This is a genomic window from Neolewinella persica DSM 23188, from assembly GCF_000373105.1.
Lineage (GTDB): Bacteria > Bacteroidota > Bacteroidia > Chitinophagales > Saprospiraceae > Neolewinella > Neolewinella persica.
In genome coordinates this window covers 81,411-100,542 of sequence record NZ_KB890428.1, presented here as the reverse complement: position 1 = coordinate 100,542, position 19,132 = coordinate 81,411, and the positions used below count along the sequence as shown (strand labels likewise).

General features: G+C 50.1%; 3 protein-coding genes. 2 read left to right on the top strand and 1 reads right to left on the bottom strand.

Annotated elements, in window-relative coordinates:
• Positions 1 to 360 precede the first annotated feature (360 nt).
• Positions 361 to 4,704: a LamG-like jellyroll fold domain-containing protein gene (locus B036_RS0111655; RefSeq protein ID WP_020568901.1), complete on the bottom strand. Its 4,344-nt coding sequence runs from the start codon at positions 4,702 to 4,704 to the stop codon at positions 361 to 363.
• A 729-nt stretch (positions 4,705 to 5,433) separates the two neighbouring features.
• Between B036_RS0111655 and B036_RS0111650 the strand changes: the two genes are divergently transcribed.
• Both B036_RS0111650 and B036_RS0111645 read left to right on the top strand, forming a co-directional pair.
• Positions 5,434 to 7,038: a tetratricopeptide repeat protein gene (locus tag B036_RS0111650; protein WP_169435060.1), complete on the top strand. Its 1,605-nt coding sequence runs from the start codon at positions 5,434 to 5,436 to the stop codon at positions 7,036 to 7,038.
• Between the two features lie 729 nt (positions 7,039 to 7,767).
• The gene (locus B036_RS0111645) at positions 7,768 to 19,083 is read left to right on the top strand and encodes a DUF11 domain-containing protein (RefSeq protein WP_169435059.1); all 11,316 of its coding nucleotides are present in this window, start codon (positions 7,768 to 7,770) and stop codon (positions 19,081 to 19,083) included.
• Positions 19,084 to 19,132 lie beyond the last annotated feature (49 nt).

The following is a 19,132-nucleotide window of genomic DNA, read 5'->3' as shown; positions in this document are numbered from 1 at the left end:
TCTGCCGTAGGGTATTCGGTTTATAACACTTTATGTTACAATTTAATTCACTCTCATCATTCCAAGAGTTAACGCATGCTTATCACCCAACATCCGATGGAACCTTGAAACGAGGTGCGTGCTCCTGATTATCAGGGCGCGGCCGCAGGTACAAAAGCAGTTAAAAAAGGCAGAGAACGCAGCTTCGGTCTTTGCTCCGAATCCTCCTTTTGCACCTGCGGCCGCGCCACCTTACGAACCCACCTTCTGAAAGTCATAGACTAACGATAAGAAGGTGGTGACAGCGAACCATCACCACCTTCTTAGGTGTAAAAAAAACTAAGCCTGTTACCGGATCCGGGTTGATCCTGAATCATTACATTAATCCACAATCAATTTACCATTGACGACCCGGTCGCCAAGTTCAATCTGGTAGGCGTAAAATCCACTTTTCAGTGCGGGAATATCTACTTCAGTGTCTCCCTGGAACTTACCATTAAACACCCTGCGGCCTTTTGAATCATAAACGGTAAAAGAGTAGGCTTCCTCCGTATTCGTATTAATAAACAGAGGTTTTCCAACTACCGCGGGGTTGGGATAAACCACAAATTCAGTAGTCAAAGCATTTAAGGTGATGCGTTTGATTTCAGTCCGGGTGAAGGTACCGTCGAGGTCGACTTGCTTCAATCGATAGTGGTTTACACCTCGGTTAGGAGAAGTGTGGATAAATTCGTACCGCAGCGTTTGTGTCGAGTTTTCTGCCTGGCTGGCAACCTGGCCGATAGTAGTAAAAACCCGGCCATCCGTACTCCATTCCACGTCAAAGTAATCATTCGCTACCTCCGTTGCTGTTTCCCAGCTTACTTCTACTTCTTTCCCATTGAGAGATTGCACCTGAAAATCAATGAGTTCAACGGGTAAGATAACGCCTCTGTTCAGCATAAACTGGCTGAAACTGTTGATGCCATTCGCTGTGCTGAAGGTCAGGGAATTGCTGGTTGCGGCATCCGCACCATCGATGGGAGTTCCCCAGGTGTCACCCATGGCGTTCGAGGCCCGTTTATGCAGGCCATAGGTAGCGAAAGACCCCGAAATCACCCCGGACAAGCCCTTGAAGGTGATGCTTTCCAGTTCGGAGAAGGTGGGATTAATACCAAAATTATTGACTACCCAATAAGCAGGAGGTGAAACAGGATTCACCCCTGCTGGGTGGTCTGGCGCCAGGTTAATACGAGTCACGACTATATCTCCATTCGGGTAGGTACCCGAAGCAGGAAAGGTAATTTCAACTTCTGGCCTTAGGAAGTTTTTCAGGCCTCCGCTGTTGACATTCATGCGCTGGAAAGTTCCTCCTCCTACTGGTGCGGTAGAAGTAGTTCTTAATGCACTTCCAGAAAGATTGGCGTGATTGCCACCAGTCTTATCGTAAATAGGTGAAGTTCCGACTTCATTCAACTGGTAATAAGCAACTAAAGAAGCATCTGTTGTAGGTAGGCTTCCCGCATTTGGATTATTGCGTGTCAGGTGCATTAATTCTCTAATTTCATCTGTTGTTAAAGCTCTATTATAGATACATATCTCATCCATATCCCCTATAAAGTGATCAGATGAATTACCTCTGTCAGACCCAAAATAGAATTTACTGCTAAAATCAATGGCATGTGAACCATGCGAATTATTAAAAGCAGGTACACCGTTCAAATACATAATAGCTTGACCCGGTTGTATCACCATGGCTACATGAGACCACTGATCTGCGGGTACAGTTAAACCTGAATGATAACCCCATGAGTAAGAATTGTTGCCCCATACGTACCCGACTGCTCCTCCTCTTATTACTAATCCTGTGGCATTACCACTTAAAGTCGTAATCAAGCCTGGGTTTCCAGATTGCGCACCATTAGGTTTAATCCAACAACTCATGGTAATCTTATCAGTGCTTATCCCTAAAGCGTTCGTTGTCTGAGCATCATCGGTACTGGATCCAATACTTAGTGCTGTACCAGGCATTGTATCTATGCTACATCCACTGCTGCCTCCTGAAACCTGGATGAAATTAGTTAGCGTTTGCACATCCGATCCATGGGCATCTGTAACTGAAAGTGTAACATTATAGTTACCATCAGCGGCACCTGCATAAGAAACGATTGGGTTCTCTAAACTAGAAGTTGAGGGTGTACCTCCAGGAAAACTCCAGGACCAGGTTGCCGAGGCATTTCTTACGGTCGAGTAATCTCTAAATTGAACTGTTGCAATTTGTGGGCAGGGAATAGATTGTTTGTCAGCAGAAATCTGTGCTTTAGGAGGAGAAGTTTCAAACAAGTCGTGCTCCCATGCTCCTCTTGAGGTTCCGATTCTAAGTTTACCTAAATTATAGTTGATAAATAACCACCTGATGTCCATTTTAGGTAAGCCATTACCTAAAACAGTCCAATCTGACATCGTATTATTTCTGTAGTAAACACCATCCTTGTTCGCGGTATAAATGCCACCATTTGAGCCTCGTTGATGTACTATCCGGGTTGTAGGTTGCGAACTTAGTGTAGGTGTTGTCAGGTTTATGGGCCATGAACTTCCTCCATTGGTTGATTTGATGACTTTGGCAGCTGTCTGCACACCACTGTATACAATCCAAACTTCATTGGGATCTACGTCACTCACTGCAATATCGGAGATGTTTGTCAGGGAAGAACTTTCTGCAAGAGAAGGGGTAACTTCAATCCAGGTCGTTCCTCCATTGGTGGTTTTCCATAATTTGTTGTTGGACAATCCCACGACTACGTACATCACGTTTGGATTTGTCATGCATATCTTCTCCCGGTACACCTGGCCAGCGAATGTTTTAACGATACTTATGGTATTTCCCTGATCATCCGTTCGTATCAATGAATTTTTCCACGTAGCGAGATTAGGATTACCCGAAGGAAACCCACCTGCATGGTGGGTAATCATCGTGTTGTACAAATTTGGGTGAAAGGCCACATTATTAAAATACTCTAAACCGCCTATGTCTAACAAGTTGTCTTCAGAAATTAACGTATGAGGCCCTGTCCTGACTAATCGTCTTTGAGCATATCCTCTGGTGTGTATGTAGCGATCATCAAGTGGATTGACATCCGTATTTTGCTGATCTGCCCCATAGCCATTATACCAATCAAAACCGTTATGTGATTCTTTGATCATCACGGGGCCATGATTCGTACCAACAGCGATCAGATCAGATTTAAAAGCGGCACCAAATCCCCAAAGTTCATGGTTGCTAATTGGATTAGAGATCGAACTCATGGTAACACCTCCGTTTGTAGAAATTGTAAGTTCACCATCAGACCCAGTAGCTATTTTACCACCGATCATATCCAAGGAACGGATGTCGGAATGAGTATTATCAGATGCAGGGGTGGTGAATGTTACTCCATTATCTGATGAAAAATGGATCTTTCCCTGAGAATAAGTACCATAAATCATCTTATTCTCATCATTCCTATCCATTACCAGATCTCCGTGGTGTAGTTCATTGGGGGCAGTACCATTAATCATGTTGATTCTGCTCGTTGCAATAGTTCCGGTAGTCTTATCCAGCTTATACAGATGTACTGCATGGTGACCATTCTGGTTGCTACCCGACCCAACAGCTACGTAGATATGCGAAGTATTATTGGTTGGCAACAACAATTTAGTCCAGCCAACTACTAAGCCATTTGCTGGCGCTGCGAGTGTAATAGTCTGTATTGCTGAGAAGGTAGCCCCTGCGTCTCCAGACCTATATACGGTTACTTTATCATCATGCGAAGTACTTAAGAAATACACAACTTTGTTGTCTGTCGTGCTCCAATCAACCATTTCACTTATGACACCACTATCAAAAACTACGTGATTCGGCAATCCTGAGGTAATTATTGCCCAGGTATCTCCACCATCTATAGTTCTGTAAATTTTATCGTTCCACCTTGCTACAACTACGTTAGGATCGGTGGGCGAAACTGCGATATCGTAGCCAATACCCGGGTGAGTAGCTGAGGTTAAACCGGTATTGGAATAGGTCAGTCCACCATCTTTAGATTTGATGACGCGTGTCTTTGTGACAGCATAAACGATAGAAGGAGAGTTTATACATACGTCTATGTCGTGATAAAAATCATCTGGCATATTGGCATCAGTAAGCGTCCAATCGGCTCCATCATTAGAAGTCATCCAAAGACCACCAGTTATAAAGGAGGCAAACACCTTCGAAGTGTTAGTGGGGTCAAATCTGGTCAGATAAACGTATCCTCCATGATTATAAATACTTCCATAGGGTGCTCCGAAACTATTGACGGGCCCCAACATATCCCAGGAACCAACGCTCATCGTGGTCCCCGTCATAACGGAGTGTGTTGCCGTATGCCTTGATGCCTCAAACGGTGGTTCGTCCTGTACTCTACCGTCTTTATCTAAGTAAGCCAACTTAGTCTTAAGCCAACCCTCTCCCAATTGTCGGGTTTTGCTCTTTTCCCACTTGTGATCACCGAAGAATTTCTCATACGCCGACTTAACTTTAAAATAATCAGCATTCGGTTCGCTCATCGCCCGATACCAATCTGAATTTTTGTGGATTTCTTCATACTTACTATCTTCTTCTTCATACTGACTCGCCACGTCATGCAGAACAGGCATCCTGTTGCTGATTTGATAAATAATCAGACCTGAAGTCATGGCAAAACACAGGAATAAAATAATCTTTTTCATAAGAGTCGTTTTTTCATTGAGAGGGTGAATCCGGAAGTTAATTGGTCATTAACCAGGAATTACAAATTTCAACAACAAGCAGCGGATTCCGGGTATAAGTTGGGGGGGCAAAAAGGGGTACAGATCACTGTTTGTCTTATTTTCCCGCATTATATGCTCATCACGAAGTGGTCTGGGAAATTAAGTGGCGCTGAGCGCCAGCAAAAACTATTGATCTCAGGTCAATTGCATCCCAAACCTTCACGGTTTGGGTATAGGTTCCGACATTTTCTTATTAAGCCCTTTTGCCCCCAATTGAATGAAAACCACGGAGTTTCCGGGGGATCAAAGTGATTGGGTTCCATCATTTTTCTGCTAAATCATCAGGGCGGCGGCGCGCAGGTGCCATAAAAGGTTAAGAAGCAGTAGTCCACCCTACTCCAATGCTCCTGGTTTGGCAAGAAATTCAAACAGACTAAAGAAGAGTCCACCAGGACAGCACCTAAGCATCATCAATAAGGGGGCAACCATTCAACAGCCGTAAGGAGACACCGTAGGGTCAAAATGTCGGTGGAAGAATATTTGAAATCACTCATTTTGGGTGACAAAAGGGGGGACAACCACTCCAGAGTGGTAAAAGTCAGGTCCAAACTCCCTTCTTTTACTTTTTGCTTACTAGTTCTATTTGAGAATGGCTTATGCTTCTGTGATCAGAAATCACAGGAGGCTCCTACAACAACAAAAGATTTGATGTTAATTTATCCCAAAAACATTTTCATTGCTTTCCTTTTTTTTGTGTCTTCTTTACTCGCAGGACAAGCAGATTTTCGAGCGCATTATGAACGAAACAACCCCGCCCCACCTGATTCGGGATTGCCGACAGAAGAGCGGTTATTGGTTCACAAAGAATGGCTTAAGAAAGCTGAAGTTGATAAGGACACGTTACGCCAAATTATTGGGGAAATATATCTTTATTACGATTATTTTCGTCTATTGGATATTCCCACAGCCACGACTCACCTGCTTATTGCTGAAAATCTTGCGGAAGCTTCCGGGGAAATTGGTTGGCGAGGCGGAGTAGCCTACCGCCGTGGACACCTCAATGTGAAACTGAGGGAGAATGACGCAGCAATTGCTGCTTATCAGAATGCTGTGAGTTGGTGCTCCGAAGCGGGTGATAGTCTCTGTGTTGCGGAGAGCCTTGAGCAAATCAGTGCCATGTATGGATTGAAGGACAGCTTTAACATTGCTCGACAATACTTTGATCGCGCGCTTCCCATGTTGCGAAAATTTGGAACGAAGAAACAATTGAAAACGGCCAACGCAAATTTTGGCACCCTATTAACACAGGAAGGCAAACCTGATGAAGCGATACCGTTTCTTGAGGAAGCCAAAGCGATCAGCGAAGAATTGGGCGAACTAATGTCACAAGGATCGGTGATGAACAACTTAGCAAACGCATATTTGCTTGCAGGGCAAACTGACCTGGCCATCAAAAAATTCAAAGAAGCCGCCCAGTTCAACAAAAAACATAATTTTCAACATATCCTCTTCCGTAATTATGCCGGTTTACGGGAAAGTTATGAAGCAGCAGGCAACTATCGGACTGCAATGGAGTACCAGGAAAAGTTCCATTCGCTCAGGGATAGTCTGATTGGTGACGAAACAAAGCTAAAAATTGCGGCCCTGGAGGCTAAGTATAAAGAAAGCCAGTTTGCACTTGAATTGAAGGAGAGTGAACAAAAAGCACTTATTGCTAAGAAGAAGTTAGAGCGAATGATTTTAGTTTTCGCAATAATGCTGTTACTTGTATTGATTGCGCTATGGCGTTGGAGATTGCAAAAGAAACAATTACATTCTGAAATTAAAAACAATCGACAAAATCTACAGGTTGTAGCCAGGTTGCTAGCCGAAAAAAACGAAGCGTTGGCAGCAATAAAGGTGGCTAAAATTGAGACTCCTTCCAGTCCGACTGAAAACACTGCTGACGATCCAAAGTCCAATCTGGCAAAAGAAGAAGAACGTCTAAACTTATTTGACCACTCTATTCTCACCAATACCGATTGGACTGATTTCAAGGTGCTTTTTGATAAAAGTAATCCTGGATATTTGCAGGAGATCAGAGAGGCATTCCCCACGATAACGGAGTCAGAAGAGCGCCTTTTTACACTAATAAAGTTAAACCTCAAGTCAAAGGAGATTTCCAACCTGTTAGGCATTTCCGTGAATAGCGTCAAGAAGACGCGGAACCGGCTGCGGAAAAAATTACCCTTGAATGCCGAGGATGGATTAGAGGATTTTATCCACCAATTCAAGCCCAAGAAAGGGACCCTGCCAGGAAAACCACGCGTCTGATATTAATTTATTAGCAGGTATACTGGAGTGCCGTACTTGTTCCCGTCAGAAAGCCTTTATATGTAGTCTTTGATAGGCCCTGCGATTCAGTCCGGATCCTGGAATCAAGAAATTCCTGTTAACGTACCCGAGATCAAAGGATAATGGTTCCTGTCGGGTTAAAAAACGGGGTGATTGCGAATGGAAGGCTTTATTTTTTAGAAAAATGGCACCCCATAAGCGCAGTGGAAATTCTTTTTACCCCCATATTCATTGGCTTTCATCTCCTAAAATTAGCTTGTCCCCTCTTTTGTCCCCCCTCTTTATTCGTCATAACATTCACCGTAGACTCAACTTTGGCCAGTGGAAAGTAACTGTCCGACTTTCCAATTTACGCATTGTTTTAATTGTCTCTCATTACATAACACCCTCTCATGGAATTCAAACCGTTTTTTCCCCTGCTCACCCATTTCGAGTAATTGCCTTTTGGACCTTGCCCCGGTAGGCCAGGACTGTCTACCGGCGGCTCGGTAATTTGGTTTGCGATAGCAATTATCTAATTCGGAATAATGTCTAGTAAGTGCTAAAGTCACTTAGAGACTGCCAGTCAATTATCTGAATATTGATAAGCGTAATGAGCTGGTAACCTGTAATGTACGAGATTTTTATTCTTAGTGGATCTGCCTTTCGTCGCGAGCGAAAAGGCTTTGATCCAATCCTTTTTGACTACTCATGAAAACGACCTATTCTATGAAACTGTCCTTTAAATTTAATCCCAGCAAGCCTAACCGGGTAAGCGTGGCACGCCGTGGGTTAATAATGCTCCTTCTGGCTACGTTTTGCATTCTATTTGCATCTTACACGGCATACGGCCAAGCGCCGGGCGGGGTAAGCGCCAACCTTAAGCTCTGGCTGAAAGGTGATGCCGGGGTGACGGTAGCTGGAGGCGGCATTTCCGAATGGGCCGATCAGGGCCCCGGTGCATACACTACCACGCAAGGATTCAGCGACCGGCGGCCGCAATACACCGCTTCGTCCGCCCTTTTCAACTGCAATCCCTCGGTGGATTTCGACTTGGGACTCGATGCCATGAACACCGACGTACTGATGTACAACCGCCCTTATACTTTCTTTGCGGTGTACAACAGTACCAGTACGTCTACCGCCGGCCGAAGAGCGATCCAGGGTGATAACAACTGGTTAATTGGGCCACATGGTAATACAGTAGGTTTTTTTGCAGATGGATGGGTCGAAAATGCTCAGATTCCTTCCAACATCATCCCGACCATCAGTACGGCCACCAGCAATGACGATGTCGCCAATAATGCCTTCTTTTATTACAACGGGGAAAACCGGACTCCGGCGGGAGTAACGGCTCCAGGTGTCCCCGGCAGGGTTTACCTGGGCCGAGCGCCGAGGGCAGAATCCTTCGGAGGTAGCTTCGGAGAAATCATCGCTTTTACCCGGGAAGTTACCCCCACCGAGCGGAACAAGGTCGAAAGTTACCTCGCCGTCAAATACGGCATCAGCCTCGACCAAACGATCTTCACCAACTATGTCCGCTCGGATGGTACCATCATCTGGGATAATACTTTCAACGGTGATTTTAATCAAAATATCTTCGGAGTCGGTAAGGACAGCGGCAGTGGCCTGCAACAACTCGGCTCGCAAAGCGTCAACTCCAGCCTGATTCGTTTGGACAATCCTTCCGCCCTGGGCGAGGGAGACTTTTTGTTCCTGAGTGATAACGGCCTTTCGAGCGGCGCCCAGGTTCAGCCAGGCCTGCCCGGCGGGGCGGTGGCGGCTTCCACCCTGGTTTGGAACGTCAGCAAAACCGGTACCGTGGGTACGGTGGGCATCACCATCGAGGCACCGGCGGCCAATACCGTGCTCCTCCTGGACAATAATAACGACGGCATTTTTGAAACCGCGCTTAGCCCAACTTCCAGCATGGGTAATACGAACACCTACGAGGGTTTGTCGCTGGATAATTTTGCCAAACTCAAAATCGGTTACCTGGAGTCTTGTTTTCCCGGTGGCATTACCGCCGACATGGCACTATGGCTTAAAGCTAAGGATGTTCTGTCTGAGGGCGGCAAGGTACACACCTGGCCCGACTTTAGCGGTAACAACGTCGACTATCGTCAGGCTTTTGCGGCCAATCAACCCGAGTTAATCGACGAGGCAATCAATAACAACCCGGTCGTAAATTTCACGGGTGATGTGATGACTAACCCCTTAGGTATTACTGGAGATAATACGCTCAATGATATTAATATTTATACCGTTACGCGGGTAAATAACTCATTGGGAACTGCTAACTTTTTCAGGAGTCCCGCAAGTGGTGGCTGCTGCAACGAATTGGCCATTTACATGCCTTTCAGTAACACACTTTTCTGGAGACCGGGAGGCCCCGATGTCACCACTCCTTTTGGTAATATTCCGGATAATACCTTACCGAGGTTATACAGCTTTCACGCCAGTACCACTTCCGGTCAAACCTATCCCGGTGTTAAAAATGTGCTGGCTTCGAATAACCGGGTTTTTGCATCAAGTGGGACCTTTAATGGCTTGAACGGGCGTGCGGGAACGTCCAATCTGGGCAATAATATTCCGAACAGTGATATTGCCGAATTCATCGCTTACCCAGGGCCCATCGATGCGGCCCAACACAACAAAATCCAAACTTACCTGGCCGTAAAATACGGCATTTCGCTCGATCAGACGGTCGCCACCAACTACACCAGTTCCAACGGAACCGTGGTGTGGGATGCCGCCGCGAACAGCGTTTACAGCAACAACATCTTTGGGATCGGACTGGACAAAGTCGGCTGTCTGGACCAGCAGACCTCCGTCAGTGTCAATACCGACCGGATCAGCATCAGCAACCCTTCGAGCCTGGTGAACAACAACTATTTATTGTTGAGCGACAATGACCTGTCCACCACGCCGGTAGCCGAAGCCGGCCTGCCGGGAGGTGCTACTTTAGCTACGCCGCTGGCCTGGAACGTCAGTAAAACGGGTTTGGTGGGTACGGTTGACCTGAGGATCGTCTCCGAAGTTCAGGGAGCCATCTTGCTGATTGACAACAACAACGACGGCATCTTCGAAACCGCCATCCCGGCGACGAGCCAAATTTCCGAAGGCGATGGCTTTGTCAATACCTTCCCCGCCGTAAGCCTGAACAACTCGGCTAAGATGAAATTGGGCTACGAGTGTGCACCCGCCCTGAACAACGTGGTCACCATGGAGTACCTCGTTACGCCTACCGTGACCACCTGTAGCGGGACGGGAACCTTTACGGTACGGGTCAAAAACCTGAGTCCGGCCACCATCGATAACATGATCTTCCGCGACAGCCTGCCTCCGGGCATCAGCTACGTCCCCAGCTCGGTAAGTGGTACCGGTGTTACCTTCGGTGGCAACATCATGGATGACCGCGTGGTGACCTTCAACATCGCGAACATCCCAAGTAGTGGTTCCGTGGACGTCAGTTTCGACGTCGCCGCAGCGTGTGATGTTTCCACCGAAGCGGCGAGCATCACCAACAGCTACCAGGTTTTTTGGGATTGCTCCTTTTCCGCGGTCTCTACAACGCCCTCTTACCCCATACTCTTCCCGTCTTTGTCGATTACCTTGGAGAATGCCAACGCTTCGGTAGGTTGTTACAGCCCATTTGTGCGGACGGTTACCATCTGTAATGGTGGTTTCGGTTCGGTCGATTCGGTGACGGTCACCGACACGCAAAACAACCCCAGTATCGTGGTCCAAAGCTTCGACCTGGGTACGGTCAGCGGTGCGGGTACCACCAGGGGGCAGACGGTGCTAAAAGCCGCAGACTTCATGACCGTGGGTAACGGCGACGGCAAGTTTGACCAGAACGAATGTATAGTCGTCAACGATACCCTGCTGGTGGTTGGCTCCGCCACGCCCGTTTCCGGCAACATTCGCGCCGACTGGGGTTGTAACGGGGAGACCTGTATGAACGGTACCACCAACAACACGGTACTGGTGAACACCGCTATCGTCTCCGGCGGAGGAACGATGGGGGACATCCCCAACCTCACCCGGACCCTCTCCATCATCAGCGACATCAAGAGCGATAGCTCCGGACAGCTTTACAACCGCCCCATAACCTACCAGTACATAATTAAAAATAATTCCACCGCGCCCGCCATCGACGTACACGTACATCCGGTGGTCACGGGCTTGAACTACATTGACCGGGACTCCATCTGGGTCTACCGGGACGGGGATGAGCGCTACCACCCGAATTGGAGTGTGTTTGCAAGTAATTTTTTCTTTACCAACGTTGCGAGCAACACCGCTGGGGTACTGGAACCTTATCCGTTCGATAATTTTGATCAGCCGAGTAACACCCTGATCGATCTGGAAGAAATAGCCCCGGGAGACAGCGTGGTGGTCACTTTCGTGGTCGGCACGGCCGGCCCCGTGACAAAGTATAATTCTTTCACTCAAAACTTTTGTGGAGGAGGCTCCCGAGTTTTTTGTAATACCTGTTATGCGTATCGTTTTGGCCCCGCCGTCGGGGGGGTAGTGGATGCGCGCACGTACTGGCGGGGGCTGGGTTGTCCCGGCGGCCTTTACCAAATCTGCCGGGCTAATTTCCCCAGTACGATTTATAATGGTCGTGATCCCGAACCGATCCCTTCGTACACGGCGGGTTTTGGTGCTTTGCACCCCCTGGCCCGGTTTTCCGGCTTCTCCCTGATTGACAGTACCGACCTGGACCGGGAACGCTGCGCCTACGGAGAAGACACCCTGAGGTTATTATTTAGAGCTGGTGAATTGGACCTGCCGTTCTTTACGGAGCGCAGTCAATTTTACATCAAAATTAAAACGAACGGCGGGATTGCCTGGGACGGTGATCTCGACGCGACCTTCGGCCGGCTGAGCAGCTGGTCGAACGAGGCATGGCAGGCCGACCGGGTAGAAGACATGACCGCGATCGACAGTACCATCCTGGTTTATTTCAAACGCAGCGACCTGCCGCCTACGGCACTGAGTACCTTCGAAGCCAGCTATGACAATTCTTACCGTGGCGGCGATTTCGAGCTGGCCATCCACGTGGTCAATCTATGCCCCGGCCCGGCGGTGCGGCGGGTGTACATGACCCGCTTTTTCGACATCGACAGTACGAATACCGAGCCGGGCATCGAATCGGGTGCTTTCGACTTCCAGGCCGGAATGGAATGGAACAGCATCTGTCCGGGCCCCTGTGCCGATGGGTTGCAAATCCTGGAATTTGATCAAATGCGGTCGACTTTCGGGGCCCCCGACAACAACAGTGACGGGGTGGCCGATGCCTCGGGATCGCTGAATTTCGATATAGTAGAGGATAGAAGAATCACCTGGACGGACACCCTGCAAGTGAACTACCGGATGGTGGTGCGTACCACCAAACCCGGGGGCGTGCCTTATCTGTACATGAAAAGTACGATCGATTATGTTTCTTTACCCGCCGCAATAATCTGTAATGAATTTCTGGAAAAGGACTTCCCGAGGGTAACACTGACCAGGCCCGGCGTGGGTGTTTTTGATGCCGTAGGTAACTCCCGGGGCGTCAATACCGACAATACCTATTTGGTGGACCTCTCGCTGCAGGGCGGAGATGGGCTGACCATTCCGGGGATAACGTCCTATCAGGATGGGGATACCATCGATTTTGTCCAAAACCTGACCTACGCTACGCCGCATTACGGCTGGAACGTCATCGAATGGAATTTACTGCACGTACCCTATACCTCCCTGGTCCAGGCCCCGGAGCCCCCGGAGCAGTTCAAATGCGACTCGGTTATCTGTAGGTTCGAGACGGTGGACATGACCAGGGATCAAACTTCTTCGCTGGTAAGTGGTGGCCCCAGCTGCGGAACAACGAACGTCGTTCGGATCGGTTCCCGTGCACAAGTAAATGCTTCCGGATGTAACAACTCGCCCTTCCCCGGAGAAGTGAGGAATATTCTTGCTCCGGTGTACATGAAGTTTGTCAATCCCGCGTCCAGCCGTTGGACCATCACGGCAGTCAGGGCCTATTTGAGTACCAATATCGAGTCCTGTATTGCTCCGGTAAATAACGTGTTACCGCCCGAGTTGTATTTCTATTCCGGCGATACGCTCATGCTCGACCTACGGGCGATCCACGCCTTTTACGGCTACGACACCGAAGAGAGTAATCTGTATTCCATTTCGCAGTTTGATCTGAGCATGACCTACACCCCGCCGCCCAATTTGGTCGGTTGCGTGAAGGATCACGCCGATATTGCGACGGGCTTTGCTTTCTTTACGGACTACGAGGTAACCGAAGGGCTACGGTTAGATTCGACTACACTGGTAGGCGTAGGCGGAGGTGTCACCGCCAACCTGAACTGGCCCGGAGGTAACAACAACTCCTTTACCCAGTACGCCGGTAGCAGTATCTCGGTGAATAGCCCCAAAGTGATCTGGCCGGTGCAGTACAACAAAGGCAGCTCCGGCGTTTACGGAAACGACTTTATTGCCATACCGCCCAGCGATGATGTGGTGATAGATAGTATCGTGGACCAGGTAACGGGTGCCACGGTATTTACTGAACCCGGTAGTAATATCTGGCAGGTTGGTTATATTCCCAACGGTGGTAACCGGCGTTTCAATATTCACACGACCCTTACTACGTGTAACGCCAACCGGCTGGATATCTATGCGGACCGCACGCCCTGTAGTGGTTACCCCGAATCGTGGGAAGCGTACACCTGCAAGGCTAATGCGCGCCGGGCCACCTTCAATTACGTCACCTTCGAGGGCGAATTGCAGATGGTGGACAGCCTGTTTACGCCGCTGAAAGATCTTTGTGTCGAAGACACGATTCAGTTCCGGGTCATCAACAGTCAGACCCAGGATGCCAATTCGGTGAAGGTTTCCTTTAAGATGCCGCAGAATTCGTTCATTGAACCCGGACACACGCGGTTAAGATTGGGTACCGGTGCCTGGGTATCGGTAGCAGATCCTATTCTGGAAGCCGGTGTTTATAGCTGGACCCTGCCGTTGTCGGATACGTTGCGTAACGTCAGTTTAAATCCGGAAAACATCATGCTGCTGCAAGTGGGGTATAATACGGGATGTGGCTATACTTCCGGTTCTCAAATACAGAGTATGATTGCGGGCAAAGTAGGCTGTGGTGACATCACCAGCCTGTTTAACACCAATCCCCCTCCCCTATCCATCATCGGGGCGCCCACTTTAAGTTATTTCACCAATCCAACGATCACCATCGAGCAAATCGACGACTGTACGCCGGGTGCGGGCTACGACTACAGCGTATACCTGCTGGTGAGCGGTGACGAAACCGGTGCCACGGATTCGGTACGGGTCACCCTGCCGGAGAATTATGGTTTTCAATCTTACAATGCCGCCGCAGCCGGTGCGAACAATGCACCGCCCGTGCAGCCGATAGTGCTCAACCTTCCCGACGGGACCAAGCAGTTGAGTTGGCAAGTGCCACCAGGCGTGATGCCGGGCGACAGCATCAAGTTTACTTTCCAGTACGAGGAGTCGGTAGGGAGCAATAAGTGTGCACCTATACCGGAACAGGTAAGCCGGTTGAGTACCATTATTTCTACCGGTGTTTACTGTGTCACCATCAATGCGATTTGTCCGGTGGGCATTGAAAACGGGGTCGATACAGTGCAGCTGCAAAGTTTTAAACCGAACATCACCCCCACCGCCGTAGCTACCTTCACTCAGGGTTGCGACAATGTGGGTAGTGAATCCAATCTGGACATTACGGGGCTGCTGACCAACAGCGGAAGTGCTGAGCTTCTGGCGGGAACCGACGTGATCATGGAGGTATTCCTCGATATGGATGCTTCCGGTACCGTAACGGCTGGCGATATTTCCTTTGATCCCCTCGTTTACGATCAGGGCCTTATGGTAGACAGCAGCTACACCTATACTTACGCGGATGCTATTCCGATCGAGAATTGCGTGGATTGCGCGGGCAAGAACGTATTGGTGCGGATCAGCAAAGATCCGGATTCACCAGTGGGGGCCAGCCAGTGTCTTTGCGATAGCTTAACGGTTATTTCGGTCATTCCGGAGTTGATCGTCACTGAAAAACCCAATGCTGGTGATGACCAAACGGCAGACTGTGCGGTATTACCCGGTGGTGTGTCTACTTTACTTGCCTTCGGCGAGGGTAGTTGGACGGCCCAGGCGGGTAACCCCGGTACGGCGACTATCGCCAATGATAGCAGTTCACAAACAAACGTGACCATGTTCAGTGCGGTGGGCGACTACTTCTTTATTTGGTCCGATGGTTCTTGTCAGGATACCGCGAAGATTACCGTGACGGCTAAACCCGAAGCGGGCCCGGACCAGGTGGTTTCTTGTGTCCCGTCCTTCCCGGGCGGTTCGGCTACTATGGCAGCCAGCGGTACGGGTACCTGGACGGCGGAAGCCGGTAACCCGGGTACGGCGATCATTACCAACGATGCCAGCCCCGGTACGACCATCACCGACTTTGAAGTTGCGGGTACCTACCAGTTTATTTTCACCGACGGGATGTGTACCGATACGGCCCAGGTGGTGGTATCCGATAAAGTGGATGCCGGACCTGACCTAGCCTTGGAGTGCATCACATTACCGGGTGGATCGGTTGCCGCCGAGGCAACCGGAACTGGCTTGTGGACGGCGCAGACGGGTAACCCCGGCGCGGCGACCATTACCAGTACGAGTAGCCCCACGACGACCATTACTGATTTCACGGCGGTGGGCACCTATAACTTTATCTGGGCCCAGGGAGTCTGTACCGATACCATGTCGGTAATCGTCACCGAAAAACCAGAAGCCGGACCCGATCAAATGGCTGATTGTGTGGCGTTGCCGGGCGGAACGGTAACGATGGCCGCTACTGGTACGGGCACCTGGACGCCAAGTGCTCGAAATCCGGGTACTGCTACGATCACGACCCCCAACAGTCCGACGACTACGATCACGACCTTCCAGTATTTCGGAACGTACGATTTTGTCTATTCAAACGGTGCTTGTTCCGATACCGCATCGGTAGCGGTAACCTTAAAGCCCAATGCCGGACCCGACCAAATCGCTTGTGTCACTACGCTGCCAACCAGCACGACGACGATGCAAGGTGTCGGTTTGGGTACCTGGACGGCCGACCCCGCTAACCCCGGGACGGCGACGATCGACTTCCCGACGAGCCAGACGACGTCCATCACCGGCTTTTCGGCCTACGGCACCTACACGTTTTATCTGACTTACGAAGGTTGCGCCGATACGGCGATGGTAGAGGTACAAGACAAACCTGATGCCGGTCCCGACCAAACGACCGAATGTCTGGAATCGTTCCCCGGCGGAACGGCTACGATGGCCGCCGCCGCGGGTATCGGAACCTGGGTGGAAGAGCCCGGAAATCCAGGCACGTCTACTATCGTTAGTACCACAAGCAACACAACGGTCATTAATACTTTCAGTGCTCCTGGTACCTACAAGTATGTCTGGAGTGACGGTCCCTGTACGGATACGGCCTTTGTTTTCGTATTCGCTAAACCGGACGCTGGCGCGGATCAAATGGTTGATTGCGCTGCATTGCCGGGCGGAACGGCGACCATGACGGCAACGGGCACGGGTACCTGGTCTCCGGCAGCCGGTAATCCGGGCACGGCGGTAATTGCAACCGTAAACAGCCCGACCACGGACATTACGACCTTCAGTGCTGCGGGCACCTATGAATTTGTGTGGACGAACGAGGATATGTGTACGGACACCGCTTCGATCGTGGTGACCGCGCAACCCAATGCTGGTGCCAATCAATTGGCAGACTGTGTGGTGTTCCCCGGCGGATCAGTTACGATGGCTGCGGTAGGCACTGGTATGTGGACGGAGCAAGCGGGTAACCCCGGCAGTTCGGTCATTACCACCCCGAATAGCAATACTACTACGATTACTACTTTCAGTGCGGCAGGTGTGTACAATTACATTTGGACGAATGCTGCGGGGTGTGCGGATACCACTTTTGTAACCGTAACAGCCAAGCCTTCTTCGGGGCCAGATCAAATGTTGAGCTGTATCCCCACCCAACCGGGCGGCAGCGTCACGATGGCGGCTACCGGTATGGGAGCCTGGAGGGCACAGGCCGGTAACCCGGGCATGGCCGTGATTACGTTCAACCGCGTGCCAACCACGACCATCACGGCTTTCACTTTACCAGGAACCTACAACTTTATCTGGACCGATGAGGTGACTGGCTGTACGGATACGGTGGCCATTACAACGACCTTCGTGCCCGATGCCGGCCCGAATCAAGTGGTCTGCCGAGGTTCGAGTACGGCCCTGACGGCAAGTATCGATCTGAGCGGTACCTGGACGGCGGACGGTGCTAATCCTCCGGGAGCTAGGCTCGGAGCCACGACGGATGGGGTCAGCATGGTGGATTTTGAGCTTACGGCCAGTGGGGTCTTCAACTTCATCTACACGGTCGCCGGTTGTACGCCCGATGTGATGAGCGTGACCATCAAGGATCTACCCACGGCTACATTTACCACGACCCCTTCGACTTGTGCCGACAGTGAGTCCAACGATGATGGGATGATTACCCTGGCCACCCAAACGGAGGCTACTCACTTTGGCGTAAGTACGCTGGACGCGGTAAGCTATGACGGACCGATGTCGATCGGGGGCGTGATGCCGATTACGGGCTTACCGGTAGTGAAGGAGAATATTCCTATTACCGGCGGAACCTACATCGTGCGTGTGTTCAATGGTTCAGATGATTGCTTTACTGACGTACCGGTAACCTTGGCCAGTTCCTCTTGTTGCGAAACGCCGACCGCTAATGCGATAACGGTCAGAGGTACATGTACGAATGCACTTGTGCCTAATGACGATGCCCGTATTGTCTTGATGGGCTCCACCAACGCGGATGCCTACGGCATCAGTGAAGGAACGAGCTATAGCGGGCCGGCTTATCCAGGTACTGCGCTAGGTACTGCTCCTTTTGACCTCAAGTCAGATGTACCCAATGCCGGTGCTACCTATACGGTTCGGATATTCAATAATTCAAACACTTGTTTCTGGGACACTACCATTGTCGTACCCGCCACCCCCTGTATTTATGACCCCATCGGTTACTTCTACTGTGAAGAAACCGGAAAGATCATTCCCGGCGGTAGTTTCTCCGCATCGGGTCCAGGGGTAATCCTGATCATTGAGGATGGTTCAACGGGTAGGTATCAGTTTGAAACCGACGGCACGCCAGGTGTTTATACCATGAGCTTCACAGCGCCTCCTGGATATGCGTTTAGCACTACTCATTTGGCATCGGCGGGTCCTTTGGATCCAACGGGCCAGCCCGATCCGTTTGAAGTTGGTTCTGGAACCACCGACGGTGCCTTCATGGATGACTTTAGCCCGGGTGCGAATCTGTTCTACCTGTCATTTATCTACGAGGCGGGAGATCCTGAAATAGTCTTAAATAACATTCCCCTCAGCGGCTGTTGTACTGCCCCACCTGAGTTGACGGTCAATGACAGTACGACCTGCGCTGGAACCGTACTCGATCTATCGTCGCTCGTGACGACCGACTCACCTCCGGAAAACGTAAGTTATTACCGTACGCAGGCGGATGCAATAGCCGGGACTAACCCCTTAGTGAATAATTACGTCGCACCTGGTGACACTACGACTTATTACGTGCGTAGTGCCTCGGCTTCTGATTGCTTTAGTACGGAACCGGTTGCCGTAAACGTGCTACCGTCTCCGGTGCCGGTGATTGCTGGAACGGCGGGAGCAAACGCCACTTGTTCCGGGGTAGCCGTCAATCTAGCAGACTTGGTGCTGAATGCGGATGGCGGAGTACTAACATTTTACGCTAAGCGCGCTGATGCGGAAGCCGCCACCGCCCCCATCTCGGCCACGGTATCTCCGACTACTGCAACCAATTATTACGTGCGGAGTACGGTAACTTCTGGAAGCGTAAGCTGCTACGGGGTCGCCGAGATTACGGTCGTAATCGCGGCTGCGGATTGTGTCGCCCCAACCGTAACGAGAAACTAGTAGATCAAAATGGAAAAAGCATTTGCGCTTTTTGACCAATAAAAATCAA

Bases quoted from the DNA above. Each gene is read 5' to 3' on its own strand.
- B036_RS0111655 (WP_020568901.1), bottom strand. From the start codon at position 4,704: ATGAAAAAGATTATTTTATTCCTGTGTTTTGCCATGACTTCAGGTCTG.
- B036_RS0111650 (WP_169435060.1), top strand. From the start codon at position 5,434: ATGTTAATTTATCCCAAAAACATTTTCATTGCTTTCCTTTTTTTTGTG.
- B036_RS0111645 (WP_169435059.1), top strand. From the start codon at position 7,768: ATGAAACTGTCCTTTAAATTTAATCCCAGCAAGCCTAACCGGGTAAGC.